The following is a 26,867-nucleotide window of genomic DNA, read 5'->3' as shown; positions in this document are numbered from 1 at the left end:
GCCGGGGCCTATTTGGGTCCCGGCTCTGCGTCGCGTCATTTCATGCCGCGCCGCGTCCGGGACACGAGATGTTCTACTCTCCCAACAGCGCTACTCCCCGTCCCTCAAGCGCCGATACAGCGCGCCGATGATGTTGGAGTAGTCGTCGGTCCAGACCCGCACCTTGTCGTCGGCCTCGGTCTCCTCCCATTGCTTGGAAGAGGCAAGCTTGCCGACATCGGCTTCCTCGCGCGCGGAGACGACGACGTCGGTCGAGAAGATGTAGTCGGCGTCGCGCCCGGAATCCTCGTTGTAGACCCAGCTCTTGAGATCGTTGGCGTCGGCAATGCCGACCACGACCGGCTCGAGGTCGAGATGGCGGTTGGAGATGTGCATCACGACCGCGCCATGCGGGGCGAGCTTGTCCTTGTAGATCTTCATCGCTTCTTCGGTCGCAAGATGGATCGGGATCGCGTCCGAGGAGTAGGCATCGACGATGATGAGGTCGTAGACGCCGTCCGGCTCCTTGGCGAAGGTCAGCCGCGCATCGCCGATCACCGGCTTGAGGCCCGGCGCGCAGCTCGAGATGTAGCGGAAGTATTTCGGATCACTCGCGGTATCGACCATGGTCTGGTCGATCTCGAAGAACTTCCAGCTTTCGCCGGGCGCAGCGGCGCAGGCAAGCGTGCCGGACCCGACGCCGATGGCGGCCACCTTCAGCGGCGCGCCCTTGCGTTCGCGCAAGGCGGTGATGGCCTGACCGATGCCGCCGTCCTTGTGATAGTAGGTGATCGGCTCAGGCCGCCCCTCGACCGGCGTGCCGTCATTGTTGCGGAAACGCTCGGCGCCATGGATCGTGGTGCCGTGCATCAGCACGTGGAAATAACCGCCGGGTGTCACCACGATCTTGTGCACGCCGAAGAAGCTGCGCACCGTCTCGACGCGGCCTTCATCCGCCGGGTAGACGCGGGTCAGCGCCAGCGCGAGCACGATCGTTGCAAAGATCTTCCAACGGTTGGCATTGAGTACGAGCGCCAGAAGCGCCGCGAGCAGGCCGACCGCGCCGGCGATCCAGACGCGATGATCCTCGAACCAGGTCGTAAGCTCGCCGGTCGAATAGGACGGCGCCATCAGCGCGATTGCGAGTGCGGCGAGCACGAGCCAGTACCACGTCATGACGGGAGCAAGCCGCTCGCCTGCAGATGGCCGGCATAGCGCGGCGAGCGCAATCAGGATCGGATATTCCGCGATCCAGGAGAAAGTGAAGGGTGCGACCAGGCCGGCGAACAGGCCGCCAACCATGCCGCCGAACGACAGCGCGACATAGAAGCCGGTGAGATATTTCGCGGCCGGCCGCGTGCGCGCCAATTCGCCATGGCAGGCCATCGCGATGACGAAGAAGCACAGCTGGTGGCCGCCCAGCGTCAGCAGCAGGTTCTGCTCGCCGCCAAAGGCCAGCAGGATCACGACGCCGGCAATCGCGAGCGGCTGGAGCATCAGCATCCATTTATGCGGCAACAGCGGCCGCGACTGGAACACCAGCACCCAGGTCAACAGATAAAGCGACAGCGGCACCACCCAGAGAAGCGGCGCGGCGGCGACGTCGGTCGAGATATGCGCGGTCACCGCGATCAGGAGGCCCGAGGGCACCGCGGCAAGGAAGATCCAGCGTGCGCGAACCAGCCAGCTCGGCGCCGGCGAGCTCGTGTCTTCGGTCCTCGCATCGGCCGCAGCGAGAGCCGGCGAGCGCAGCAGCAAAACACCGCAACCGGCGATCAGCAGGATCAGCAGACCGTAGCCGCCAGTCCAGAGCAGGTTCTGGGTGCGCAGCGTGAACACCGGCTCCAGCAGCACCGGATAGGACAACAGCGCGAGAAAGCTGCCGATGTTGGAGGCGGAATAGAGGAAATAGGGATCGGGCCCATCAGGGTGGCCGGTGCGGACGAACCAGGCCTGCAACAGCGGATTGTTGGCGGCAAGCGCGAAGAACGGCAGCCCGATCGACACAGCGAACAGGCCGAGCAGCCAGAACGCGTAACCCGAGGTCGGCGGCTCGCCAAAGGAATGCGCGATCCCGAGCGGCAACGTCAGCAAGGCGATCACCAGCAGCACGAGATGGACGGCGACCGGAATTGCACGGTTCCTGATCTGCATCAGGAAATGCGCATAGGCGTAGCCGGCGAGCAGCAGCGACTGGAAGAACACCATCGCCACCGACCACACCGCGGGCGAGCCGCCGAGCCGCGGCAGCACCATTTTCGTGAACAGGGGCTGCACCGAGAACAGCAGCAGCGCGCTGACGAAGATCGCGGCGGTGTAGACCGTCAACACCAGCCGGTTGCGCGAGGCGGACGGCTGCTCGGTGACGGCGGGAGGCACGATCGAATCCATGAAAGCTCCGGCAAAACCCCGGCGTTCGCCGGGCGCGCGCAATGGAGCACAAGGCGCATGAACGGGCAATAAATGGTGGGACTGTCGCGACAGGGAATGCCTGATATAGAACGTCATTCCGGGTTCGCGCTTCGCACACCCCGGAAATGACCACGGAAAGACCCTTGAACCTTTCATGACCGAAACCGACGTCGTCATCATCGGCGCTGGCCATAACGGCCTCACCTGCGCGGCCTATCTCGCGATGGCGGGGCTGCGCGTAACGGTGGTCGAGCGGCGCAAGGTTGTCGGGGGCGCTGCGGTGACCGAGGAGTTCCACCCCGGTTTCAAGAACTCGGTCGCTGCCTATACGGTGAGCCTGCTCAATCCGCAGGTCATCAGCGATCTCAAGCTCGCCGAGCACGGCCTGCGCATCGTCGAGCGGCGTGCGCAGAATTTTCTGCCCGCGCCCGACGGCAGCTATCTCCTCACCGGCGAGGGTCGCACGAAAGACGCCGTAGCCCGGCTCAGCGCACGTGATGCCGAGGCGCTCGACGGCTTTTCGCGCGAGCTCGAGGCGATCGCCGACGTGCTGCGCCAGTTCGTGCTGCGCGCGCCGCCGAACCTCGTGGAGAGCTTTGGCGCGGGCGCGATCCGGGAAACCATCAATGCGGTTCAGAGCGCCGGGATCCTGCGCAAGCTGACGCTTGAACAGAGCCGAAGCCTGCTCGACCTTTTCACGCGCTCGGCGGGCGAGATGCTGGACGAGCGTTTCGAGCACGATCTCGTCAAGGCGCTGTTCGGCTTCGACGCCATCGTCGGCAATTACGCAAGCCCTTATGCGGCGGGCTCAGCCTATGTGATGCTGCACCACGCCTTCGGCGAGGTGAACGGCAAGAAGGGCGTCTGGGGCCACGCCATCGGCGGCATGGGCGCGATCACGCAGGCCATGGCGCGCGCCGCGCGCGACCGGGGCGTCGCGATTCAAACGGATGCCGGCGTGCGCGAGGTGATCGTCGAGCGCGATCGCGCCGTCGGCGTCGTGCTCGAGAGCGGCGAGAGCATCCGCGCAAAATTCGTTGCGTCGAACGTCAATCCAAAACTGCTCTACACGCGCCTCGTCGCAGCGGACGCGCTGCCGGCCGAATTCCTCGCCCGCATCCGGCACTGGAAGAACGGCTCCGGCACCTTCCGCATGAACGTCGCGCTCGACCGCCTGCCATCGTTCACGGCACTTCCCGGGGACGGCGATCACCTGACCTCCGGCATCATCGTCGCGCCGAGTCTCGCCTATATGGATCGCGCTTATATGGATGCGCGCGCGCAGGGCTGGAGCAGCTCGCCCGTCGTGGAGATGCTGATCCCCTCGACGCTCGACGACACGCTGGCGCCCGAAGGAAAACACGTCGCGAGCCTGTTCTGCCAGCACGTCGCGCCAGAGCTGCCCGATGGCAGATCCTGGGACGATCACCGCGAGGAGGTCGCCGACCTCATGATCGCGACGGTGGACAAATACGCACCGGGCTTTGCGGCGAGCGTGCTGGGCCGTCAGATCCTGTCCCCGCTCGATCTCGAGCGGCAATTCGGTCTCCTGGGCGGTGACATCTTCCACGGCGCGCTGACGCTGAACCAGCTGTTCTCGGCGCGCCCGATGCTGGGACATGCCGACTACCGCGGGCCGCTGAAGGGCCTTTATCACTGCGGCTCCGGCGCCCATCCCGGCGGTGGCGTCACCGGCGCCCCCGGCCACAATGCGGCGCGGGCGATCTTGAGGGACCACCGCTCCCTGTTCGCAGGTCGTGGATAGGCATGTGGATAGCCTGTGCACAGGTCTGTTCGGCGCGTGGGGAAAGATAGCTCGGGGATCGCGGGGGACTCTGGGGCCAGGCGGTAGTGTCTCAGTTTGAATTTTCGACCGCTTCGCGCTTCTTGTAGGGGCCGCGAACGGCCGGGACCGGGTTGGCCGCGTCGATCAGCGCAACCACGTCCGTCATCTTCAAAACCTTATCCACAAGGCCAGCAGCCATTGCAGGGGTTGCGCCAAGCGTCTTGTGGACGCGGCAGAAATTGTAAAACACGAAGTACAGCGCCAGCGCGTGGCAGTGGTTCTCAAACTTCTTGCTGAACGCATTGGTGAGACGGGTGAACCGGCGCATTGACATGCGCATGGTGAGGTTCTGGCGCTCGACAAACGACGTATTGATCAATTCCGGATCTGGATTGCCCATGATTGGGTTCTTGATCGCTCCGATGCACTTGGGCGGGCTGTAGCGGCCCGCGCCAGCATAGTCCGTCGCGAAAATCTTGTTCAGCATGGCATAGTCGGCATCGAAATCGACCGCTGCCACGGCCTTCAGGTAGGCCTTATGGCCGTCCGTGGTGAGCTGGACCTTATTGGCAAGCCGGGCCTTCAAGTCGCCCATGAAGGCAATGCCGGTGTGCTGGCTGCGGTCGCCAACGTGCCAAGACACAATCAGCTTGGAGTCGGCATCCAACGCCGTCCACGTCCAGACGTCGCCAGCGGCCTCTGGAGCGGCCTTGGCGAACTTGACGTTCTTCTGCTTGGCGTAGCTGAACGACCAAATTTCGTCGCATTGGATGGCCTTGGCGGCCACGCCACGCACCGTCTTGTCGTGGAAGGCTGCGCAAGCCAATCCGGCATCAATCAGCAGCTTGGAAACCGTGTTGATCGAGACCCCAGTAATCCGGCTGATCGACCGCATACTGCTGCCCTCGCAGAGCATTGAGAGAATTTGGACGCGGGTTTCAACCGGGAGCCTGTTCATGGGGCGTATTTGGCCGAAAATATTCGATGTTGTCAAGCATAAAGTTCAGTTTAAGCCATTGCATTAAACAGCCTTGAACTATATAAGAATCAATGTCATACGGCCGGGATGGATATTGTGTTCGCCGACCCGATACTTGCCCTGATCGAGACGGAAGACGCGGGACAGACGCGCCTTCCCGTCCCCGTCATCAAGTCCGCTAGGCGAAAGCTGATCGTTATCCGTTCAGCGCCAGATGATCGTGCACTGAGGAACTGGAAAAGCTTGCACTACGAAAAATTGAAGGGGGATCGTGACGGCTATCGGTCGGTCCGGATCAATGAAAAATACCGGATCGTGTTCTCGCTCGACGAAGACACAAAGCCGCCCACCGTCACGATAATTGCAGTTGAGGATTATCACTGATGGCTCAGGTCAAAATCGCGTCCGTGGACCATCCCGGCACATTCATCACAGAGGAGCTTGAGGCCCGTGGGTGGTCTCAGGTGGATCTCGCATACATCCTTGGAATGTCAGTGCAGCAGCTTAATCCGCTTCTCACTGGCAAGGCCAATATTACCCCGGACTTAGCGGCGGCACTTGGCGACGCCTTCGACATGCCCGCAGAGTTTTTTGCGAATTTGCAGAAGCTCTACGAACTCAATAGAGTCAAACCTGTTGATCCAGGCGTTCGCACGCGTGCGTCTTGGGTGGCGCATTTCCCTGTCCGGGAAATGATAAAGCGCGGGTGGATCGAAGATACCGAGCCCGGCTTGCTTGATCTGCAAATGCTCCGATTCTTCGGCAAAAACCGCGTGGAAGACATTCCATTTGTCGGTGCAGGTGAAATCACGGCTCATGCCGCCAAGAAGAGCAGCGGATATGAGAACACGACGCCGATCCAGTACGCATGGCTGCATCGTGTAATGACGATTGCAAAGATGCAGGAAGCGCCGCCCTACTCGGAGGATGCCCTTAGGAAGAGTTTGGGACAGATTCGGGCGCATTTGCAGGACAAGGACGATCTAATCCACGTCCCGAATATCTTGCGTGCCTGCGGCGTTCGATTTGCGCTCGTTGAAGCCCTGCCGAAATCAAAAATCGATGGCGTATGCGTTTGGATTGATGGTCAGCCAGCTATTGGAATGACCACTCGCCTAGACCGCTTCGACAATTTTGCATTCGTTCTCCGTCACGAATGCGAGCACGTTCTGCGTGGTGACGGTCGAGAGGAATCGTTTGCGCCGGTGGATGAGATAGATGCCACGCACTTTGATGAACATGCCGACAAGCCCGACGTTGAAAAGCTTGCGGACGATGCGGCGATTGAGTTTTGCATCCCTAGAACGCAATTGAACTCGTTTCTGGCGAGAAAGGGCAACTTCATTTCTGAGCAGGACGTAATTGCATTTGCTGCTCGGTTGGAGGTCCACCCGGCGATTGTAGTCGGGCAGATTCAACACAAGCGCCAGAACTACGCTTGGCTACGTAAATATCAGGACAGCATCCGGAATTACTTAATGGACTGGGAATTCGTGGATGGTTGGGGACGGCTTGTTCCCACCGGACTTTAGGAGGCCAGAATGGCTAACTACGACGATCAGTTGCTGCGAGCGTGGGACGAATGGGAAGAAATCACTGGCGAAGCCGCCAATGATCCGGATGATTTCATAACCTGGGCAGTTGAAAACAAACGTCTCGTCCCACGTCCGCAAGACGTGCGCAAGTTTCTGCGGAAACAAGTCTCTCGGGTTTTGAGACAGGCTAGCCGCATGGATGAGGCCGGGTTTTCTTACCGTGCCAAACAGTGTGTGATGCTCTTGGAGAAGGACGGAAGGCAGCATCGTCTGTGGTTCGATACCGATAAGGGCGGAACCCCGAACCTCCGTCAGAAGGCGACCCGGCAGCGGCGCGATGGAATCGCAAGCGATGTTTACCGCGCGATCTGCGACGTCGAACACATGAACAAGGCGTTCCCCGACGATCCGCAACTATATTTCGTCCTCGAATTCGCGGATGACGTTGCAGAGCGCAGGGCGGCTGATCTATTGAATCGGGACCGCGAAGACGATGAGGATGAGGCAGCTTAATGCCCCGAGGACCGAAGGGTGAGAAGCGTCCCGGCGACGTTATAGGCGCCGCCATCATGGTCGGCAGAATAGCCACGGGCGACATTGAGGAGCCTACGGGGAAAGCTCCTAACCGGGCCAAGGGAGGCCGAAAAGGGGCCAAGGCCCGTGCTCGCGTTCTTACCCCTGAGGAGCGCTCCGAGATCGCAAGAGCAGCCGCCTCAGCTCGCTGGAAGAAGAGCTAGGGACTTAGTCCTTGCCCATCATCCTGTCGCACTCCGGGCAATCGTAAGGGGCGCTTTCAATAGCCTCCTTGATGGCATCCATGAACTCTTCGCGTTCGGCGTCGATTTCGCCGTCCTTCCAGCGATTGGTCCCGATTGCGTAAGCCAGTTTATTGGCCTCATCGTCGCCCTGATCCAGCAAACAGGTAGAATCGTCCGGATGGAGGACACATTCCTTTACGGCCCCAGCTTGCTTAGCAACCATAAGAGCTTGGTGGCTCAAATGGTCCAAACGCTCCATTTCGCGCTTAACCTGGCTCATTTCTGATCCCCTCCCGCTTAGGTGTGGAGCAGGCAGATGGGGATCAGGTTCCGGCGGTTCAAGCGCCTAGATTTCAAACTGAGACACTACCGGCCAGGCTGGGGATATCCGGGGGATAATTCCGGGATACCCCTGTGGACCAGCCGGTAGACAACCCCTGGGTTGAGGCAGGGAAATCCTGTGGGCATATCCGACTATGGGCCGAAGGAAACAACGTATGTCGAATGAGGACGGCACCAGGATCATCCACCGGAGGACGCCGGAATCAGCGGCCATGTCGGCAAACGTCAAGCGGGCGATGGCGCTCACCGCGCGGCTCAACCGTTTGACGTATGGCGATGCAGACGAGGTCCGCGCGTTGTTCAGCGAGCTCATCGGCAAAAAGGTCGACGACAGCTTTCTGCTGATCCCGCCCTTCTACACCGCGGGCGGGGACGAAATCCGCGTCGGCCGCAATGTCTTCGTCAATCAGAACTGCACGTTCTACGACCTTGGCGGCCTCGATATCGCGGACGACGTGATGATCGGACCGAACGTGAGCATCATCACGACGGGCCACCCGCTCGCGCCTTCGCAGCGCCGCGCCGCTACGATCGGAAAGCCTATCGTGATCGAAAGAAACGTCTGGATCGCGGCGGGAGCAACGATCATCGGCGGAGTGACGATCGGCGAAAACTCGGTTGTGGCTGCGGGCTCGGTCGTCACCAAGAACGTTCCCCCGAATACCCTTGTCGGAGGAAATCCGGCACGGGTCATTCGTTCGATCGACCACGACTGAACTGCGACTCCGCCGCCCGCTAAAACGACTTCGCCCGCGGAGGGCGTTCTCCCCGCGGGCGTCGGTCGATGTCTTTAATGAAATAGCCCCCGCTTGGAAAAGGGAGGCGGAAATTACTTCAAGTTGCTGCTAACTGAACCGAACTTGTCATTCAGGCTGGTGCCCAGGCTGTTGACCACGGTAATGATCGCCAGAGCGATGCCAGCTGCGATCAGACCGTATTCGATCGCGGTGGCGCCGGACTCATCGGACCAGAACTTTTGAACCATGCGCTTCAAGATTTTGCCTCCAATTTCCAGTTGCGTTGGCTGCACCCAACATCCGGTAATCTACGGGATGGAACCTAAAGTTGAATAAACGTGGGAACCACAAGTTTTGAGAACGATGCGAGGCAATAACTCATCAAATTGGATCGAATTGAGCGAGTACAGCTGAACAAAATGCCCCCCTCCCCCACCCACCGCGCGAGCTTTGCGATCGGCGACGAGGCCGCCGCCAAGCGCGTCGTCGACGTGCTGACCGAGATCTTTTTTGATGGTGACGCGGCGGTCGCTGCATTCGAGCAACCCGACGGGCGCTGGGACGTCACGCTGCACTTTGCGGACCCGCCGGATCAGGATTTCCTGAGGGGAATCATCGCTGAAACGGCAGGCAGCCAAATCGCGGACACGCTGGTGTTCGACAGCATCGAGGCCAAGGATTGGGTCAAGGCGAGCCTCGAAGACCTCGTGCCCGTTCCCGCTGGACGCTTCGTCGTCCATGGCAGCCACGACCGCGACCGCCTGGCGCCGAACAAGCTCGCCATCGAGATCGAGGCGGCGCTGGCCTTCGGCACCGGCCACCACGGCACGACGCGCGGCTGTTTACTGTTGCTTGACCATGTCTTGAAAGGTTCCCGGCCCCAGCGCGTGCTCGACCTCGGCACCGGGACCGGCGTGCTGGCGATCGCGGCGGCCAAGGCGCTGCATCGCGCCGTGCTGGCGAGCGACATCGACCCGCCCTCGGTGCGCGTGGCCCGCGAGAACGCGGGTCTGAACGAGGCCGGTCACCACGTGCATGCGATCCGCGCCACCGGCTTTGCCGCGCCTGATTTTGCCAAATGGGCCCCGTTCGACCTCGTGCTGGCCAACATCCTCGCCAATCCCCTGCGGCAATTGGCGGGCCCCATGACGCGGCACCTTGCACCAAGGGCGCATGTCATCCTCTCAGGGCTCCTGACGCCCCAGGCGCCCGCCGTGATCGCCGCCTACCGCGCGCGCGGCCTGGTGCCGGTGCGACATTTGCGGATCGAGGGCTGGAGCAGCCTGTTGCTGCGGAAGATGGGGTAAGGAGTCTGCCTTCCCTTCTCCCCTTGCAAAGGGAGAGGTGCGCCGACTGCGCGGCCCCAACTATTCCGTCGGCTTGTCGTCGTGGCTCATCTGAACGCGCTTGTCGCGCAGGATCCGCCTGGCGCGGCGCTCGGCGAAGCGGTCGATCATCTGGTAGATGACGCCACGCGGCTTCTCTGGCTCGGCAGATGATACCCCGCGGCGGACCGGAGGCGAGATCTTTTCAAAACTGAACGCAGGCATCGTGTGTCCCCTCGCCGTTGAGATGAACCACTTGCTCTTTTTGCCCTGTCATCCGGACGAAGCGCGGAAGCCGCATCCTTTACTCCACTCGACGCGAATGGAACTTCGCAAGCACAGTCTATGCCAATGCATTGCGATTGCGTCCACATTGCGGAGCAATCCCCATCACCCTAAGATAGTCACAGCATGTTCGAAGCTCACTTCCAGACATTCGAGGAGCCGGAGGCCGGCGTCGCATTGAGCGCGCGGCTTGCGGCACTTCGCGAAGAACTCGCCCGCCGCAAGCTCACCGGATTCGTCATTCCGCGCGCCGACCAGCAGCAGAATGAATATGTGGCGCCGTCCGAGGAGCGGCTGGCCTGGCTCACCGGCTTCACCGGCTCGGCGGGACTGGCGGTCGTGCTGCCGCAGGAGGCGGCGGTGTTCGTCGACGGCCGCTATACGCTGCAGGCGGCCAAGCAGGTCGACACAAAGGCCTGGACAGTGGAGTCGCTGATCGAACCACCGCCGGAAAGCTGGCTGTCCGCGCATCTGACGGCGGGCGACCGCCTAGGATTTGACCCGTGGCTGCACACTTTTGCGGCAGCCGAGCGCCTGTCCGCTGCCTGCGCCAAGGCCGGCGCCGAGCTGGTGCCGGTCGACTCGAACCCGGTTGACGCCGTCTGGCACGACCGGCCATCCGCGCCGATCGCACCGGTCGTGATTCACGCCATGCAACATGCGGGCATCGCGGAGGCGGACAAGCTTGCGCAGATCCGCAGCGAGATCGGCAAGCTCGGCGCCGATGCGCTGGTGCTGTCCGACAGCCATGCGGTGGCCTGGAGCTTCAACATCCGCGGCGGCGACGTCGCGCACACGCCGCTGCCGCTGTCCTACGCCCTGGTGCCGAAGGACGGCCGGCCGACCGTGTTCATCGACCACCGGAAACTCTCCAACCTGACGCGCGACCATCTCGAACAGTCGGCCGACGTGCGCGAGCCGGATGCACTGACGCCGGCGCTGATGGCACTCGCCACGAGCGGCGCGGCAATCGCGCTGGACAATGCGACCGCAGCCGATGCGCTCAGCCGGCTGATCACGAGCAGCGGCGGCAAGCCGCTGCGCGGTGCCGATCCGGTGACGCTGCTCAAGGCGGTCAAGAATGGCACCGAGATCGCCGGGACGAAGACCGCGCATCGTCGCGACGCGGTGGCGCTGGCGCGCTTCCTCGCCTTCATTGATCGCGAGGCGCCCTCGGGCAAGCTCACCGAGATCGACGCGGTGGAGGCGCTGGAGACCTTCCGGCGCGACACCGGCGCATTGAAGGACGTGTCGTTCCCGACGATCTCCGGAACGGGACCGAACGGTGCCATCGTGCATTACCGGGTCACCCGCAAGAGCAACCGCCGGATCGCACGCGGCGACCTGCTGCTGATCGACTCCGGCGCGCAGTATGAGGACGGCACCACCGACGTCACGCGCACCATGGCCGTCGGCGAGCCGACCGAAGAGATGCGCGACCGCTTCACGCGCGTGCTGCGCGGCCATATCGCGATCGCGCGGGCAGTATTCCCTGACGGCACCACCGGCGCACAGCTCGATACGCTGGCCCGGCAATATCTCTGGGCCGCCGGTGTCGATTTCGAGCACGGCGCCGGCCACGGCGTCGGCAGCTATCTCTCCGTGCATGAAGGGCCGGCGCGCATTTCCAAGCTCGGCACCACGCCGCTCAAGCGCGGCATGATCCTCTCCAACGAGCCCGGTTATTACAAGACCGACGGATTTGGCATCCGGACCGAGAATCTGGAGCTGGTCGTTGCCGCCGACATCGCCGGCGCCGAAAAGCCGATGAACGCCTTCGAGACGCTGACGCTCGCGCCGATCGACCGACGCCTGATCGATGTGGCGATGCTGAGCAAGGACGAGCTCGACTGGCTCAACGCCTACCACGCCCGCGTTAGAGCCGAAGTGCGGCCGGCGCTCGATGAGGCGACGAAGGCGTGGCTGGATGAGGCAACGGCGAAGCTGACGTAGCGCTGCATAGCTGCGTCGTGCTCGACGCAGCTCTCACCACAAACTCCGCTGTCATTCCCCGCGAAGGCGGGGAATCCAGTATTCCAAAGACGGTAGTCGCCTGCGGAGAAGCCGCGGCGTACTGGATCGCCCGGTCGAGCCGGGCGATGACACCTTCTATGTGGCCGGGCGCCGGATCACAGTAGATTTGCGCTGCCTGACATCGCGCATGGCCGTATTCCGAAACATCGGTATTCGCTGGTCCCACGATGCGGCTAGTGTCGATCCATGCATGGCATGATGGGCAAGCCGGCGCTCTCGGCGCAACAGAACCTCGCGACGTCGCGCGTGATGCTGATGTTGCTCGTTGCCATGACCGGCGTCGCGCCGATCTCGCTCTACATGCTGGTTCCGGCGCTGCCGGTCCTGGCGACGACGTTCGGTCGCGACATTTCCGTCGCACAGATGACGGTGTCGCTCTATATGGTCGGCATCGCCTGCTCGCAGCTCATCATGGGACCGCTGTCGGACCGGTTCGGCCGCCGACCGGTGCTACTCGCAGGGCTCGCGCTGATGGTCGCGGCGAGCATCGCCTGTATCTTCGCGGACAATCTGCCGCAACTGATCGCCGCGCGCTTCTTCCAGGCGCTGGGTGGCGCCACCGGCATGGTGGTAAGCCGTGCGATCATCCGCGACCTCTACGAGCGCGAGCGCATCAGTGCGATGATCAGCCTCGTCATCGCCGTCATGATGATCGCCCAGATGCTCTCGCCCCTGACCGGCGGCCTGATCGAGACCGCGTTCGGCTGGCGCGCGATCTTCTACGCCATCACGGCCGGCGCGCTGATAGTGGCGGTCGGCCTCGCGCTGGCGCTGCCCGAGACGCGCCGCGCCCGCGCCGCCGGCAGCGGCTTTCGCGGCGACGTCGGCAGCCTCATCCGTAACCGAGCCTTCGTCGGCTATGTGCTGTGCCAGGTGCTGGCCTCGCAGATCATCTTCACTTTTGCGGGGGGCGGCCCCTATATCGTGGTCACGCAGATGGGCCGCAGCAGCGCCGAATATGGCGCGTGGTTCGCGACCACGGCGTTCGCGTATCTGGTCGGCAATCTCCTCTGCGTGCGCTTTTCGCCGCGGCACTCGCTTGAAAAGCTGATCTGGTTCGGGCTCGCGCTGCAGCTCAGCGGCAGCGTGCTGAACCTCGTCTGGAGCCTGACCGGCTGGAACGAGGCACCAAGCTGGCTGTTCGGCACGCAGATGATCGTGATGGTCGGCAATGCCTTCGTGATGGCGAACTCGGCCGCGGGCGCCATCAGCGTTCGCCCTGAAGCCGCCGGCACCGCGTCGGGCGCGATGGGCTTCCTGCAGCAGGGCATCGGCTCACTGGTGTCGCAATTCGGCGCCTATCTCGGCGGCCACTCCGCGACCACGCTGCCGCTGACCTCGGCGATAACAGCAATCTCGCTGCTGTGCGCGTCCACGATGATCTTCGTCGTTCCGCGGCGCGAGGTCGTGGTCAGCGAAGAACTGATCGAGCAGGCGGAGGAGGAAGAGAGCGGGATGATGTAGCTGTCGCTGGGCGCATCCCCAGTCTCAGTGTCATGCCCCGGCTTGACCGGGGCATCCAGTACGCCGCGCCCCTTCCGTATCCCTGCAACGCCTCTGGAATACTGGATCACCCGCTTTCGCGGGTGACGACAGCGGAGCGAGGGGCGCACGCGAGCGCCAGAACCTCACTCCCCGATCAGCTTCAACCACTCATCCTCGGTCAACACCTTGACGCCGTGCTTGTTCGCCTCAGTCAGCTTTGACCCCGCGCCGGGCCCGGCAACGACGAGATCGGTCTTCTTCGACACCGAGCCAGACACTTTCGCGCCCAGCCGTTCCGCGGTCGCCTTGGCCTCATCCCGCGTCATCTTCTCCAGCGAGCCGGTGAACACCACGGTCTTGCCGGCGACGGCCGAATTGCTCTTCGGTTTCTCGGCGTCGATGATGTCGACTTCGCCGGTCAGCCGCTCGACGATGCCGCGGTTGTGGCTCTCTCCGAAATAGTCGGCGATGCTCTTGATCACGGTGTCACCGATCTGGTCCAGCGCATCCATGTCGGCAATCGCCTCCTCGTCGCCGTGAGCGACCTTCAGGCAGGCGTCGTGGAAGGCGTCCCAGGAGCCATAGCCGCGCGCCAGCGCCAGGGCCGTTGTCTCGCCGACATGACGCATGCCGAGCGCATAGATGAAGCGCTCCAGCGCGATCTTGCGCCGGCTTTCGATGGCACCGAACAGGTTGCGCACCGAAGTCTCGCCGTACCCCTCGATCTCCTCCAGCTTCAGCTTCGCGTTGCGCTTCTGCAGCGTGAAGATGTCGGCGGGCTCCTTCACGAAACCTTGGTCGAAGAAGTATTGAAGTTGCTTTTCGCCGAGCCCGTCGATGTCGAACGCCCGCCGCGATACGAACAGCTTCAGGTGCTCGACCTTCTGATAGGGACAGGCGAACTCGCCGGTGCAGCGCGCGCGCGAGCCCTCCTCGCCCGTCGCCGTCTCCTCGCGCACCACGTCGGTGTGCAGCGGGCATGGACACTTCTTCGGGAGGTGGAATTCCCTCGCGTTCTTCGGCCGCTTGTCGATGACGACGTCGACGACCTGCGGGATGACGTCGCCGGCGCGCTGGATCACGACGGTGTCGCCGATCCGGATGTCGCGGCCCTCCCGCAGCACCTCGCCCTTGTTGCCGATGCCCTTGATGTAGTCCTCGTTGTGGAGCGTGACGTTCTGCACGATCACGCCGCCGACGCCGATCGGTTCGAGCTTGCCGACCGGCGTGAACGAACCGGTGCGGCCGACCTGGATCTCGATGTCCCGCAACACCGTCATGGCGCGCTCGGCCGGAAATTTGTGCGCGATGCCCCAGCGCGGCGTGCGCGACACGAAGCCGAGCCGTTCCTGCCAGTCGATGCGGTCGACCTTGTAGACGACACCGTCGATGTCGTAGTCGAGCTCGGCACGCTGTTCTTCAATCGAATGATGAAACGCGAGCAACTCCTCCACGGAGTGACAGAGCTTGGTCAGCGGATTGGTCTTGAAACCGCAGCGCTCGAACCAGTGGATCATGCCGCTCTGCGTTCCCTCCGGCATCGCGCTCATCTGCCCCCACGCATAGGCAAAGAAGCCGAGCGGACGCGAAGCGGTGATGCCGGGGTCCTTCTGCCGCAAGGAGCCCGCGGCCGAGTTGCGCGGATTGGCGAAGATCGTGTCGCCGGCCGCCTTCTGCCGCTCGTTGAGGGCAAGAAATGCCTTCTTGGTCATGTAGACCTCGCCGCGCACCTCGCAGATGTCGGGCACGTCGCGGCCTTTGAGCTTCTTCGGCACGTCCTCGAGCGTACGGATGTTGGCGGTGACGTCCTCGCCCTCCGCGCCGTCACCGCGTGTCGCCGCGGTGACGAGCTCGCCGCCCTCATAGCGCAGCGACATGGAGAGCCCGTCGATCTTCGGCTCGGCTGAAAAATCGATCCGATCGTCTGCAAGCTTCAGGAAGCGCGCGATTCGCCCAACGAAATCGCGCACGTCTTCTTCCGCAAACGCGTTGTCGAGCGACAGCATCGGCACCGCGTGCCGGACCTTCTTGAAGCGTCCGGACGGCGCCGCGCCGACCTTCTGCGAGGGCGACTCCGCGCTGACGAATTCGGGGAATCGCTTCTCGATCGCATTGAAGCGCTGGCGCAGCGCGTCATATTCGGCGTCCGTTATCGTCGGCGCGTCGTCCTGATAGTAGCGCTTGTCGTGCCCCTCGAGCTCGAGGGCAAGCCGCATATGCTCGACCTTGGCCTGCGCCTTGGTGAGATCGGCGACGTCGGGAAGCGGTTTCGCTTTGGATCTTGCTGCTCTTGCCATGACCGTTGAATACGACAGACGCTGCGCGAGGTTAAGGGCGTGTGGAAATCTCGTGCCCCGGACGCTGCGCAGCGCAAAGCGGTGCGCTACTGATCCGGGGCCCATCTTGAGGCACCATTGTGGGTCCCGGCTCTGCGGAGCAGCGCTGCGCGCTGCACCGCGTCCGGGACACGAGAATCTACGCCGTCGCCGCCCTGAGCAACCGCTCCGCCGCCGCCCTCGCCTCCGCGGTGATCTCCGCGCCCGCCAGCATTCGCGCGATTTCCTCGCGGCGGTGGTCGGCGGCGAGCGCATTGACACGGGTGGCAACGCGCTTGCCCTTGTCGAGCGCGTCCTTGGAAATCAAAAGATGCTGGTCGGCGCGGGCAGCGACCTGCGGGGCGTGAGTCACGGCCATCACCTGCACCTGGCCGGCAAGCCGCGCGAGGCGCGCGCCGATGGCATCTGCCACTGCGCCGCCGACACCGGTGTCGATTTCGTCGAACACCAGGGTCGGCGCCGAGCCGCGGTCGGACAGCACGACCTTGAGCGCCAAGAGGAAGCGCGAGAGCTCACCGCCGGAGGCGACTTTCATCATCGGCCCCGGCTTGGTGCCCGGATTGGTCTGCACCCAGAACTCGACGCGATCAAAACCCTGCGGTCCCGGCGCGCGCTCGTCCGTCTCGACCTGGGTCATGAATTTCGCGCGTTCAAGCTTGAGCGGGGCAAGCTCGGCGTTGACGGCCTTGTTGAGCTTTTCGGCCGACTTCTGCCGTGCAGCCGAGAGCTTCTTGGCGGCAGCAGCGTAGCGCGCATCGGCCTCGATCGCGGCCTGCTCCAGCTTCTTCAATTGCTCCGCGCCGGCATCGATCAGCCTGACATCGGCCGCGTATTTCGCGGCAAGCGCCGCCAGGCCATCGACCGGCGTCGAATATTTGCGCGAGGCGGCACGCAGCGCGAACAGCCGTTCCTCGATGCGTTCGAGCTCCAATGGGTCGAAATCGGTGGCGGCGAGCGCGGCCTGGAGATGCTGGTCGGCCTCCTCCAACGAATTGATCGCGGCGTCGATCGCCTTCACCGCGGGCTCGACCAGCGCGGGCGAATTGACGCCGCGGCGCTCCAGCCTGCGCACGGCCGCCGAAAGAGCCGCGACCGGCGAATTGTGACCGCCGACGATTTCCTGCGCCTCGCGCAGGTCCGAGGCGATCTTCTCGCCCTGCATCATGGTGGTGCGGCGGGAGGCCAGCGAAGTCTCCTCGCCGTCCTTCGGCGCGAGTTGCTTCAATTCGTCCGAGGCATGACGCAGATAGTCCGCCTCGCGCGCGGCGCGCTCCATGCCGGCGCGATGCTCCTCCAGCGCGGTGTTGGCGGTGCGGCGCGCATCCCACAGCGCTTCAACGGCAGTGACTTCCTTCTCCAGCCCGGCAAAGGCATCGAGCAGGCGGCGATGCGTGGAGGCATCGACCAGCGCACGCTCGTCATGCTGGCCATGGATCTCGACCAGCGCCGCGCCGACCGCCTTGAGGGTCTGCACGCTGATCGACTGGTCGTTGATGAAGGCACGGGTGCGGCCGTCGGCGAACTGCACGCGGCGCAGGATCATCTCGCCGGTATCGTCCAGCCCGTTCTCGGCGAGGATCTTGGTCGCGGGGTGGGCCTTGGGCACGTCGAACACGGCCGTGACCTGCCCCTGCTCCGCGCCGTGCCGCACGAGGCCGGCATCGCCGCGGCCGCCGAGCGCCAGCGCAAAGGCATCGAGCAGGATGGATTTTCCCGCGCCGGTCTCGCCGGTCAAAACCGCAAGGCCGGTCGCGAATTCGATATCGAGCCGTTCGATCAGGACGATGTCACGGATCGACAGACGCGCCAGCATGGAACCCCAAAATTTCCTAGCCGCCGAGGCCTATCTTCTTGAAGGTCCTGCTGATCCAGGACCCCTGATTCTCGCTCGGCTCGAGACCGCCGGATTTTACAAGATTATAGGCGTCCTTGTACCAGCGGCTGTCAGGAAAATTGTGCCCGAGCACGGCGGCCGCGGTCTGCGCTTCGCCGACGATGCCGATCGCCATATAGGCCTCGGTAAGGCGGTAAAGCGCCTCCTCGACGTGGCGCGTGGTCTGGTACTGCGTGACCACGGTCTTGTAGCGGTTGATCGCAGCCGTGAAGTCACGCTTCTGCGCGTAATAGCGGCCGACGGCCATCTCCTTGCCGGCGAGCTGGTCACGCGCGCCCTCGATCTTGGACTTGGCGCTGCTCGCGTATTCGGAGTTCGGATATTTGCGCACCACCTCTTCGAGCGAGGCGATCGCCTTCTCGGTGCGGGTCTGGTCACGGCTGATGTCAGGGATCTGATCGTAATGGGAGGCCGCGATCAGATATTGCGCGTAGGCCGCGTCCGGGCTGCCGGGATGCAGGGTGACGTAGCGGCTCGCAGAGCCGATGCAGCTGTCATAGTCGCCGGCCTGGTAGGACGCGTAAGCCGACATCAGAAGCGACTTGCGGGCGAGGTCCGAATAGGGGTGCTGCCGGTCGACCTCCTCGAACTTCTTGTTCGCGGCCTTGATGTCCTTCTTCTCGTTCATGAGGAACAGGCCCTCATTGTAGAGCTTGTCGGCCGGCTCCTCGACGAAGGTGTCGTCCTTGGCGGTGAACTTGTCCCACAGCTCGCCCGCGCCGCAGCCGCCGAGCGACAGCGCGAGCGCGAGGAACGCGGCGGCCTGCAGCAACCGTCGCGCCGAGGGCGCGAGCGAAGGCGTGAGTGATTCGCGCGTCATACGCTGTGCTGACATGAATTTAAGACCTGACGTCCTGTGATGCGGTGCCCGCCACGCCATGACCCCGCCATGGCCGCGAAATCTGCCGTATAAGTTTGCCCGTGCTTCGGCGCCCTGCCATGCGACCAAGCCGGTATAACCCAAAAACGATCGTTAACGTCCCGGATAGGCAGGCATTTCGCCCGGATTAAGGCGACGGTGCATTGAAGCTAGCCGATCATGGTTACCAGGAAATGCGTAAGGGGCCAAAGCGGCCGGAATCGGCCGTTCAGGACACGTCCGGCCCGTAGGCGGCGGCAATCCGACCACCCACGATACCGCTGCCGACCTCGACCACGGGACGCGTGGTGCGGCGAGCCGCCTCACCTTCGACCACCCGCCAAGCGGTCCGATCGGCAAGCAGCGCGGTCAGGACGGCATGGTTGAGCTTGTGGCCGCCGCGAACCGAGCGATAGGCGCCGAGCAGCGGCAGGCCGGCCAGCGTCAGATCCCCCACCACATCGAGCACCTTGTGGCGCACGCATTCGTCGGCGTAACGCAAGCCTTCGGTATTCAGCAGCCGCTCCTCGTCGAACACCACGGTGTTCTCCAAGGACGCGCCACGCGCGAAGCCTGCACTCCAGAGACGCGCCTGATCGCACATCAGGCCGAAGGTGCGGGCCCTCGCGATCTCGCGGCGGAAACGCTCCGGGCTGAGCTCGAACGTGTAGGCCTGCCGGCCGATCACGGGATTGGTGAAATTGATCTCGACCTCGGCGCGGAAGCCATTGGCGTAAGGCCGCAGCTCGCCGAAGGAATCGCCGATCGCAACCGAGATCGGCTTCAAAACCTGGATGAACCGGCGAGGTGCCGGCTGGCTCACGATACCGGCCTGGTCGATCGCCGCGACGAAGGTCGCTGCGCTGCCGTCCATGATCGGAACTTCCGGACCGTCGATCTCGATGGTGGCGTTGTCCACGCCCATGCCACGCAGTGCAGCAAGCACATGCTCGGCGGTCGACACCAGTGGGCCGTCACTGTCGCCAAGCACCGTTGCGAAGTCGGTCGCGATGACCTGCTCGGCGGTAGCCTGCACTTCGCGGTCGCAACCTTCGAGGCCGGTACGGACAAAAACCAAGCCTGCATCGACAGGTGCAGGCCCCAAGGTCAGCGTGACGGGGAGACCGGAATGAACGCCGACGCCAACCACTGTGGCCTGCGCGCGGAGCGTTGTTTGCCGGCTAAATTTCATCAGGAACTGCCCACCCTACGACCCACTGTGACTTATACTGGACTGAACTGGCCGTCCGAGGCACCAGCTCGAATCTCCGTATCCCCAAGTCACGCGCAAACCATAGTCACTGCCCCAAACAAGCCAACTCACGCTTTTTTACCAATTGTTACCCCAACTCTGCCGCATTCGAGCGTCGCGTGAGCCAATTTGCGCCACGTTTGGAGCCGGTTCTGGCAACTTTATTCCACCACGAAATACATAATTAATCATTTAAAATCAGTCGGTTGCGATAGAAGTCCGAGATTCTTGGGGCCAAAAGCAAAGGTCCCGGCGAACATTTCGCCGGGACCTTTTTCATCGCCTTGATTGTAACAATCCTCACGTCGCCTGGCGGCGGAGGAAGGCCGGGATATCAAGATGGTCGTCTCCCTGTGGCGCCGGCGCAACAGGCGCAGGGCGGCCATGGACATCCAAACCTTGCGGCGCCGGCCGGCGGGCATACTCTGATACCGGTTCGCTGGCTGCGATCTGCTGAGCCACGCTACGCTGCGGCTTGCGGTCGGGCAGCGGAGGCATCGCGGGGCCTGCCGTGCGGGCGACGACCGGCGGCTCGCTCTCCTCGTCGCGGCGGCCGAGGCCGACATTGGCGAGGCGCTGCAACAGCGACAGGCGGGTCTTCTGAGTCGGTTCGTCCTCGGCCTCGCGGCCTTGGCGAATCTCGGCCTGGGCCGGCATCGGCAGGTCCTCAAGACGCGGCATCCGCGGCGCACGCACCGGCGGACGCTCGGCCTGCGGCGGGATGAAGGTCTCCGGCGTCATCGGCTCCTGCATCGCAACGGGCGCTGCTTCCGGCTCGGGGAACAGCGACGGCTTTTGCGCGATCGGGCGCACGGTGACGTCGCCATAGGTCTGGGGCGCCGGGGCGTGCTGCGGCACTTCCGGAGCCACCGCGGCGGCAATCGCAGCCAGCGCGGCACGCTCGACATTGGGACGCGGCGCCATGGGGGCGGCAGCGACCGGCGCGGCCGCCGCCTGCGGGATCTGCGCTTCCAGCTTCTGGGCGCGCTCGGCGAGCCGCTGATTGTCCGCACGCAGCCGCGCGGTGAGATCGGCGAGCCGGGTTTCAGCCACGGCGGCCGGCGCCTGGGGGGCGGCAACGGCGACAGCCGGTGCGCTCGAGGCCTGGCTGTTGCGGGCGATCGCCGCCTGCTCGATGCCGGTGGCAACGACCGAGACGCGGATCAGGCCGTCGAGAGCTTCGTCGAAGGTGGCGCCGACGATGATGTTGGCGTCCTGGTCGACCTCCTCGCGGATGCGGGTCGCGGCTTCGTCGACCTCGAACAGAGTGAGGTCCTTGCCGCCGGTGATCGAGATCAGGAGGCCCTTGGCACCCTTCATCGAGGAATCGTCGATCAGCGGGTTGGCGATGGCAGCTTCGGCCGCGGTCAGCGCGCGCTTGTCGCCGGAGGCTTCGCCGGTGCCCATCATCGCCTTGCCCATCTCACGCATCACGGCGCGGACGTCGGCGAAGTCGAGGTTGATCAGGCCTTCCTTCACCATCAGGTCGGTGATGCAGGCAACGCCCGAATAGAGCACCTGATCGGCCATCGCGAAGGCGTCGGCGAAGGTGGTCTTCTCGTTGGCGACCCGGAACAGGTTCTGGTTCGGAATGATCAGGAGCGTGTCAACGACCTTGTGCAGCTCGTTGATGCCGGCTTCAGCGGTGCGCATGCGGCGGCCGCCTTCGAAGTGGAACGGCTTGGTCACCACGCCGACGGTGAGGATGCCCATGTCGCGCGCAGTCTTGGCGATCACCGGAGCGGCACCGGTACCCGTGCCGCCGCCCATGCCGGCGGTGACGAACACCATGTTGGCGCCCGAGAGATGGTCGCGGAGCTCGTCGATCACCTCTTCCGCGGCGGCCGCGCCGACGTTCGGCTGCGAGCCGGCGCCGAGGCCCTGCGTAACCTGCGTACCCATCTGCACGATGCGCTGCGCCTTCGACATCGTCAGCGCCTGCGCGTCGGTGTTGGCGACCACGAAGTCGACGCCCTGAAGGCCCGCCGTGATCATGTTGTTGACGGCGTTGCCGCCGGCGCCGCCGACGCCAAACACGGTGATCCGCGGCTTCAGTTCGTGAATATCAGGAACGTTGATGCTGATGGTCATGGTTGCCTCTCGATCACGCGCGCGTGGGTTCGCCCCGGCCGGCGGCCGTGGGAGTTGGTGAAAATCCGGGAACGTGGAAACCTGTCATCAGAAGCCCTCGCGAAGCCATCGTCCGACCTTTCCGAAATAACCGCCGGTCCCTGTCTTGATCTGCCGCGTATGCCGCGGTTCGACATGTTCAAGGTGAACATATTGCGGGTAGACCAGGAGCCCGGCGGGCACCGCGAAGGCGGCGTTCTTCGCCTCATTGGGCAGCCGGCCGAAGCCGAGCGGGCGGCCGATCCGCACGGGACGGCCGAGAATTTGCGTGCCGAGCTCGACGAGCCCGGTGAGCTGCGAAGCGCCGCCCGAGAGTACGACGCGGCCCTTGGGCTCGGCCGCGAAGGGCGATTCCTTGAGCTTGTCGCGGACCATCTCGAAGATTTCCTCGGCCCGGTGCTTGACGATGTTGGCGATGGTGGCGCGGGAGACGATCTGCGGCAGATCCTGCTCGTCGCCTGCAGTCGGCACCGACATCAGCTCGCGCGAGTCAGATCCGCCGGTGATGACCGTGCCGTAAAGCGTCTTGATCCGCTCGGCATCGGCGATGGTCGCCGACAATCCGCGCGCCAGGTCCATCGTGATGTGCTGGCCGCCGACCGCAAAGCCTGCCGCATGCACGAAGCGGCCGCCGGAATAGACGGAGATGGTGGTGGTGCCCGCCCCCATCTCGACGACCGCGGCGCCGAGATCGGCCTCATCGTCAGTCAGCACGGAGAGGCCGGCGACATAGGGGCTCGCCGCCATGGCTTCGACATTGATGTGGCAGCGTTCCACCGCCAGCATCAGGTTGCGCGCCACGGTGGCGTCGCAGGTCACGACGTTCATGTCGACGCCGAACTGGCGCGCGACCATGCCGCGAGCATCTCGGATGCCCTTGACGCCGTCGAGCGTGTAGCCGACGGGGAGCGCATGCAGCACGGTACGGCCCTCGCCTGTGGCATGGCGCATGCCCGTGGAGGTGACGCGACTGACGTCCGCCGGCGTGACCGCGCCACCGCGGATATCGGCGGCAGCCTCGACCATATGCCCGGCGAGCCTGCCGCCGGAGACCGACAGCAGCACGGATTCGACCCGCACCTTCGCCATCTTCTCCGCAAGCCCGACGGCCTGGCGCACGGCCTGCTCGCATTCGCCGAGATCGATCACCGCGCCGGCCTTCATGCCGCGCGCCTGGATCTGGCTGTAGCCGGTCAATTCCACCGCATGGGTACGGCCGCGCAGCGCCTCGCTCGGCGCGGACGGCTTCAGCCGCGCGATCATGCAGGCGATCTTGCTGGTGCCGATGTCGAGACAGGCGACGATCCCGGCGCGCTTATGCGGCATCGGGCGGGTCTTCGGCGTCTGGGTGCGGTCGAGACCGGTCATGCGGAATCACCGGCCTTTTTCTTGGGCTGTTTGGCCTTGAACAGATCTTCGCGCGCCTTCGCGGCGTCGTCGGAGAGCTGCACCACGAGACGATCGGGCAGCCGCATGTCGACGGCGACGATGTCCTTGGAGAACAGCCTCTCCTCCTTGTCGAGCTTGGACAGGGCGGCAAGCGCATTGCCGACGTCCTGCTCTGGCAGCCGCACGTCGAGGCCGTCCTTCAGCCGCAGATTCCAACGGCGCTCGCCGATGAAAATCGCGGCCTTGGTCACCGACTGCACCTGCGGATAGCGTGCGAGCAGCGCGAGGAAATCGCGCGCCTGGGTGGCGGCACCCTTGCCGACCACGAGCGGCAACGTCAGGAAGCGGCGCGAAACGTAGGGCTCGAGCACGGCGCCGTCGTCGGCAATCACGGACAGCCGGCCAGCTTCCTGCCACAGCGCGAACGCCTTGCGCTCGGTGATGTCAATCTGGAGCTGGCCCGGATAGAGCTTCAGCACGGTCGCGTCCGCGATCCAGGGATTGGCCTTCAGCTTGTCGCGCAGACCGTCGGCATCGAGGAACAGAAGCGAGGAGCGGCCACTGACGCCGCCAATGGCGAGAATCTCGTCCTGGCTGAGCTGCTTACGGCCGTTGATGACGACGGAGGTGATGCGGAAGCCTGCGGAATTGGCCAGCGCATTGCGAGCATCGCTGACCGCGGTGGTGAAATCCTGGAGATGGCCGCCCTTGACGATGCCGAGGCCGGTCGCGCCCGCAAGCAGGATGACGGTCAGGCCGATGCCGACCCGGCGCGGTAGGAAGCGTTCGACCAGCGCGACGATGCGCGGCGTCGACTCGCGCTCCGGCACCGCCTTGGCACGGGCACGCTTTTCCTGGAGCTTCTGTTCGCGCTTGTCCTGACGCTTCTGCTCGATCCACTCGCGCAGAAGCACGACCGCTCCAATAGCGGCCGCCTTCAGATCAGCTTGGGGCCTCAGCGATCGAAGTACCGACCGAGTGAGGCTGCCTGCACCATCCATTGCACGAGCTCGTCAACAGTTAGCCCGCGGAAAATTCGCGGGTTCTGACGCCCCATGTCGTCTCGGACCGGCCGGCCGGGTGGTCTTCAGCAGAAGAAGCCTCTCCCCTTCAAAGCGTTGGGCGGAGACGGGAACACCCGCGACCCCCCACGCGCCGGCAGCCAAAACGCCATATGCGTCGCCAGCGTTAACCTTCGGACTTCCTGGTAAACAAAAGGTAAAATTCGTTAACGGCTGGAGCTTTTTGCCTCGTCTTGTGAGGCATTTATGCCGCTATCCCCGGCATTTTACCGATTTTGGGTTCCAAAACGGGCTGTTTCGCCCGTTCGGCCGTTAACCAACCCTAATTATTTCCGCACCCGCCGTTCGGCGAGCTCGATCAGGTCACGCAGGAAGTCGACGAACTCGATCCCCTGCGCCTTCAGTGCCTTGGGATAGAGCGAGGACTTGGTGAGGCCCGGCAGCGTGTTGGTCTCGAGATAGACAAGGCCCTTGTCCGACACGATGAAATCCGACCGGGAATAACCGGTGCAGGACATCGCCCGGTGCGCCCGCATCGCCTGGTCCATCAGCGCGGCCGTGACATCGGCTGAAAAGCGGCCGGGGCAGATCTCCTGGGTCGACTTCAAGAGATATTTTGCGGCGTAATCGAAATTGCCCTCGCCCGGGATGATCTCGATCGGCGGCAGCGACATCATCGAGCCGTCCGGCCGCTCCAGCACGCCACAGGTTGCTTCGATCCCGGCGATGTAGGGTTCGATGACGTATTCTTCATGCTTGGCCGCATTGCGGACAGCGACGAGATCCTGCTTGGCGTTGACGAAGATGAGGCCGTAGCTCGACCCATCGCGCGCCGGCTTTGCGATCAGCCTGCCGTATTCGGCAAAGGCATCGTCGATATCTTCTAGCGCAATACCGCTCGGCGGCGTCACGCCGCCGAGCGCGGCGAACTGTTTGGCGGCGACCTTGTCGAAAGCGAGATGCGAGGACGCCGAGCCCGATCCGGTGAAGGGGACGCCGCGTGATTCGCACATCACCTGCAGTTCGCCGTTCTCGGCGCGACCACCATGTAGCGCGAGCACCAGCACACGGTCCTCGGCCTTGGCCCGGTCGAGCGCCTGCTCCAGCGGAATGCCGCGCGTGCCCGGGTTGAACTCGTCCTCGAAGGGACGAGCGTGCTCAAGGAGTTGCTGCGACTGGACGACGTGCACCTTGTCCTGGACATCCCAGAACCAGAGATCGGCTTCGGGCAACGCCTGATGCAGGGCCTGCGCGCTTGCGACCGAGACCAGACGCTCCCTGTTGGAGCCGCCGAAGAGAATGGTGATCCGCATTTTCCTAGTCACCTATCTGCGTCGTCGCGCCCCGGAATGACGGCGATCATGGAACCCCGATCCTCTTGATTTCCCAGTGAAGCTCAATTCCGGAATCCGCCTTCACGCGTGCGCGCACGGTCTCGCCGAGCGTCTCGATGTCATGGCCGGTCGCATCACCCGTGTTGATCAGGAAATTGCAGTGCATCTCCGACACCTGCGCGCCGCCGACGCGCAGACCACGGCAGCCGGCGGCATCGATCAGCTTCCAGGCCGAATGGCCGGGCGGGTTCTTGAAGGTCGAGCCGCCGGTCTTCTCGCGGATCGGCTGCGCGGTCTCGCGATGGTTTTGCACTTCCGCCATACGGGCGCGGATCGCCTCCGCATCCTTGATGACGCCGCGAAAGCGCGCGGACGTGAAGATGATCGAGGGGTCGACACCGCTGTTGCGGTAGACGAACTTCATGTCGGCATTGGAGAAGGTGTGCTTCGTCCCGTCGCGACCGATGCCGGTCGCCTCGATCAGCACGTCCTTGGTCTCGCCGCCATTGGCTCCCGCATTCATGCGCAGCGCGCCGCCGATCGTGCCGGGAATGCCGAAGAAGAATTCGAGCCCGCCGAGATCAGCGCCGGCGGCCACTTCCGCAACGCGCTTGTCGAGCGCGGCGGCCCCCGCGGTCACGATGTCGCCGCTCGCGCTCGCCTCACCAAAGGCGCGTGGCGCAAGACGGATCACGACGCCCGCCATGCCGCCATCGCGCACGATCAGGTTGGAGCCGACGCCGACGACGTAGACGGGAATGTCGGCGGAAAGATGCGCGAGGAAATAAGAAAGATCGTCTTCATCGGCCGGCGTGAACAATATTTGCGCCGGACCACCGACGCGAAACCAGGTGAGCTCTGCCAGCGACTGGTTCGCCAGCAGCCGCCCGCGCAGGTCAGGCATCGCGGCTTTGAGTTCGGGCGTGATCTCGGGGAAGCTCATGCGACGTCCTCAAGCTGTCTCTTATACACATCTGACGCTGCCGACGACTAG

The 26,867-nt window shown here is 63.9% G+C and carries 22 protein-coding genes; 8 read left to right on the top strand and 14 right to left on the bottom strand.

The features are described from left to right. Positions 1 to 90: 90 nt before the first annotated feature. Positions 91 to 2,370 (bottom strand): spermidine synthase, encoded by a 2,280-nt coding sequence (locus ACV1FX_RS15810; RefSeq protein ID WP_473118478.1) that lies wholly within the window; start codon positions 2,368 to 2,370, stop codon positions 91 to 93. Positions 2,371 to 2,545: 175 nt separating this feature from the next. Here ACV1FX_RS15810 and ACV1FX_RS15805 point away from each other — a divergent pair, with 175 nt between their 5' ends. After that, entirely contained in the window at positions 2,546 to 4,156 is a 1,611-nt protein-coding gene (locus tag ACV1FX_RS15805) for a phytoene desaturase family protein (protein ID WP_473118477.1), read from the top strand. A 91-nt stretch (positions 4,157 to 4,247) separates the two neighbouring features. Here ACV1FX_RS15805 and ACV1FX_RS15800 read toward each other — a convergent pair whose 3' ends face one another. Further along, positions 4,248 to 5,135 carry an IS1 family transposase gene (locus ACV1FX_RS15800; RefSeq protein WP_473118476.1) on the bottom strand — a complete coding sequence of 296 codons (888 nt, stop codon included), beginning with the start codon at positions 5,133 to 5,135 and terminating at the stop codon, positions 4,248 to 4,250. A 108-nt stretch (positions 5,136 to 5,243) separates the two neighbouring features. Between ACV1FX_RS15800 and ACV1FX_RS15795 the strand changes: the two genes are divergently transcribed. The 3 genes from ACV1FX_RS15795 to ACV1FX_RS15785 are packed head-to-tail and all read left to right on the top strand — an operon-like array spanning position 5,244 to position 7,204. Continuing rightward, the gene (locus tag ACV1FX_RS15795) at positions 5,244 to 5,540 is read left to right on the top strand and encodes a type II toxin-antitoxin system RelE/ParE family toxin (RefSeq protein ID WP_473118475.1); all 297 of its coding nucleotides are present in this window, start codon (positions 5,244 to 5,246) and stop codon (positions 5,538 to 5,540) included. Next, positions 5,540 to 6,688, top strand: coding sequence for a helix-turn-helix transcriptional regulator (locus tag ACV1FX_RS15790; protein WP_473118474.1), 1,149 nt, complete (start codon positions 5,540 to 5,542; stop codon positions 6,686 to 6,688). Before ACV1FX_RS15795 ends, ACV1FX_RS15790 begins: the two co-directional genes overlap by 1 nt. Before the next feature lie 9 nt (positions 6,689 to 6,697). Continuing rightward, positions 6,698 to 7,204 (top strand): hypothetical protein, encoded by a 507-nt coding sequence (locus ACV1FX_RS15785; RefSeq protein ID WP_473118473.1) that lies wholly within the window; start codon positions 6,698 to 6,700, stop codon positions 7,202 to 7,204. Positions 7,205 to 7,432: 228 nt separating this feature from the next. On the opposite strand, the gene ACV1FX_RS15780 is transcribed toward ACV1FX_RS15785, so the two are convergent. After that, positions 7,433 to 7,729 (bottom strand): hypothetical protein, encoded by a 297-nt coding sequence (locus tag ACV1FX_RS15780; RefSeq protein WP_473118472.1) that lies wholly within the window; start codon positions 7,727 to 7,729, stop codon positions 7,433 to 7,435. Between the two features lie 217 nt (positions 7,730 to 7,946). On the opposite strand from ACV1FX_RS15780, the gene ACV1FX_RS15775 reads away from it, so the two are divergent. Continuing rightward, positions 7,947 to 8,507: a sugar O-acetyltransferase gene (locus tag ACV1FX_RS15775; RefSeq protein WP_473118471.1), complete on the top strand. Its 561-nt coding sequence runs from the start codon at positions 7,947 to 7,949 to the stop codon at positions 8,505 to 8,507. Between the two features lie 113 nt (positions 8,508 to 8,620). Here the strand turns inward: ACV1FX_RS15775 and ACV1FX_RS15770 are convergent, their stop codons facing one another. Continuing rightward, the gene (locus ACV1FX_RS15770; protein ID WP_156944231.1) at positions 8,621 to 8,776 is read right to left on the bottom strand and encodes a Flp family type IVb pilin; all 156 of its coding nucleotides are present in this window, start codon (positions 8,774 to 8,776) and stop codon (positions 8,621 to 8,623) included. Between the two features lie 171 nt (positions 8,777 to 8,947). Between ACV1FX_RS15770 and ACV1FX_RS15765 the strand changes: the two genes are divergently transcribed. Next, positions 8,948 to 9,835: a 50S ribosomal protein L11 methyltransferase gene (locus tag ACV1FX_RS15765; RefSeq protein WP_473118674.1), complete on the top strand. Its 888-nt coding sequence runs from the start codon at positions 8,948 to 8,950 to the stop codon at positions 9,833 to 9,835. Between the two features lie 60 nt (positions 9,836 to 9,895). Here ACV1FX_RS15765 and ACV1FX_RS15760 read toward each other — a convergent pair whose 3' ends face one another. Next, on the bottom strand, positions 9,896 to 10,078 hold the full coding sequence (locus ACV1FX_RS15760; protein ID WP_473118470.1) for a hypothetical protein: 183 nt from the start codon (positions 10,076 to 10,078) through the stop codon (positions 9,896 to 9,898). Between the two features lie 186 nt (positions 10,079 to 10,264). Between ACV1FX_RS15760 and ACV1FX_RS15755 the strand changes: the two genes are divergently transcribed. Together ACV1FX_RS15755 and ACV1FX_RS15750 are read left to right on the top strand one after the other, a co-directional pair. Continuing rightward, positions 10,265 to 12,091: an aminopeptidase P family protein gene (locus ACV1FX_RS15755; protein WP_473118469.1), complete on the top strand. Its 1,827-nt coding sequence runs from the start codon at positions 10,265 to 10,267 to the stop codon at positions 12,089 to 12,091. A gap of 267 nt (positions 12,092 to 12,358) precedes the next feature. Continuing rightward, complete coding sequence (locus ACV1FX_RS15750) at positions 12,359 to 13,636, top strand: multidrug effflux MFS transporter (RefSeq protein ID WP_473118468.1); 1,278 nt, start codon at positions 12,359 to 12,361, stop codon at positions 13,634 to 13,636. A 164-nt stretch (positions 13,637 to 13,800) separates the two neighbouring features. Here the strand turns inward: ACV1FX_RS15750 and ligA are convergent, their stop codons facing one another. From ligA to murB, 9 genes are all read right to left on the bottom strand, one after another. Continuing rightward, positions 13,801 to 15,954, bottom strand: coding sequence for an NAD-dependent DNA ligase LigA (gene ligA / locus ACV1FX_RS15745; protein WP_473118467.1), 2,154 nt, complete (start codon positions 15,952 to 15,954; stop codon positions 13,801 to 13,803). Between the two features lie 178 nt (positions 15,955 to 16,132). Then, a complete protein-coding gene (gene recN / locus ACV1FX_RS15740; protein ID WP_473118466.1) occupies positions 16,133 to 17,806 on the bottom strand; it encodes a DNA repair protein RecN in 1,674 nt (557 codons plus the stop codon). A 16-nt stretch (positions 17,807 to 17,822) separates the two neighbouring features. Continuing rightward, entirely contained in the window at positions 17,823 to 18,722 is a 900-nt protein-coding gene (locus tag ACV1FX_RS15735) for an outer membrane protein assembly factor BamD (RefSeq protein ID WP_473118465.1), read from the bottom strand. A 253-nt stretch (positions 18,723 to 18,975) separates the two neighbouring features. Further along, positions 18,976 to 19,938 (bottom strand): UDP-3-O-acyl-N-acetylglucosamine deacetylase, encoded by a 963-nt coding sequence (gene lpxC / locus ACV1FX_RS15730; protein ID WP_473118464.1) that lies wholly within the window; start codon positions 19,936 to 19,938, stop codon positions 18,976 to 18,978. 360 nt (positions 19,939 to 20,298) lie between these two features. Further along, positions 20,299 to 22,089 carry a cell division protein FtsZ gene (ftsZ, locus tag ACV1FX_RS15725; RefSeq protein WP_473118463.1) on the bottom strand — a complete coding sequence of 597 codons (1,791 nt, stop codon included), beginning with the start codon at positions 22,087 to 22,089 and terminating at the stop codon, positions 20,299 to 20,301. An 87-nt stretch (positions 22,090 to 22,176) separates the two neighbouring features. Then, on the bottom strand, positions 22,177 to 23,496 hold the full coding sequence (gene ftsA, locus ACV1FX_RS15720) for a cell division protein FtsA (protein ID WP_473118462.1): 1,320 nt from the start codon (positions 23,494 to 23,496) through the stop codon (positions 22,177 to 22,179). After that, the gene (locus ACV1FX_RS15715) at positions 23,493 to 24,518 is read right to left on the bottom strand and encodes a cell division protein FtsQ/DivIB (RefSeq protein ID WP_473118461.1); all 1,026 of its coding nucleotides are present in this window, start codon (positions 24,516 to 24,518) and stop codon (positions 23,493 to 23,495) included. Before ACV1FX_RS15715 ends, ftsA begins: the two co-directional genes overlap by 4 nt. A gap of 347 nt (positions 24,519 to 24,865) precedes the next feature. After that, positions 24,866 to 25,852 carry a D-alanine--D-alanine ligase family protein gene (locus ACV1FX_RS15710; RefSeq protein ID WP_473118460.1) on the bottom strand — a complete coding sequence of 329 codons (987 nt, stop codon included), beginning with the start codon at positions 25,850 to 25,852 and terminating at the stop codon, positions 24,866 to 24,868. Between the two features lie 46 nt (positions 25,853 to 25,898). Next, on the bottom strand, positions 25,899 to 26,816 hold the full coding sequence (gene murB, locus ACV1FX_RS15705; RefSeq protein ID WP_473118459.1) for a UDP-N-acetylmuramate dehydrogenase: 918 nt from the start codon (positions 26,814 to 26,816) through the stop codon (positions 25,899 to 25,901). Between the last annotated feature and the right edge of the window lie 51 nt (positions 26,817 to 26,867).

The sequence above is a fragment of the Bradyrhizobium ingae genome (genome assembly GCF_055791185.1).
The sequence above is the reverse complement of the archived record's forward strand: the minus strand, read 5'-3'. Positions and strand labels throughout refer to the sequence as shown.